The sequence below is a fragment of the Pseudoalteromonas sp. GW168-MNA-CIBAN-0100 genome (assembly GCF_040309225.1).
GTDB lineage: Bacteria > Pseudomonadota > Gammaproteobacteria > Enterobacterales > Alteromonadaceae > Pseudoalteromonas > Pseudoalteromonas arctica.
In genome coordinates, this window is record NZ_JBEOOL010000403.1 from 1 (window position 1) to 295 (window position 295).

General features: G+C 40.7%; 1 pseudogene. It reads right to left on the minus strand.

Annotated elements, in window-relative coordinates:
• Positions 1–265 (minus strand): annotated as a pseudogene (locus AAEY62_RS21680) (paraquat-inducible protein A); the annotation flags it as partial.
• Positions 266–295 lie beyond the last annotated feature (30 nt).

A 295-nucleotide genomic window follows, 5' to 3' on the forward strand; every position in this document is an offset into this window, starting at 1 on the left:
GTTCGTTAACCGTTCCCCAAATGCTGCGTGTTTTTTGATAAGCACTTATCTCACCTTCAAGCTTATCTAACCCAAACATGCTTGATGCCATCATCAGCATGTTTCGAGTGTTGCGGTCGCCTTCATCGGCAATCATCTCAATGCCTGTTTGCGCTAATTTAGACTTATCTATTTTCCCCTCTAGGGATAATACAGGCTGGGTAACACCGGGAACCAATAAAACTAAAGCAATTAAAATACTAACTATAGGGAGAAGTAAGCGCATAACATATCAAAAAAATAAACCATCATGCGC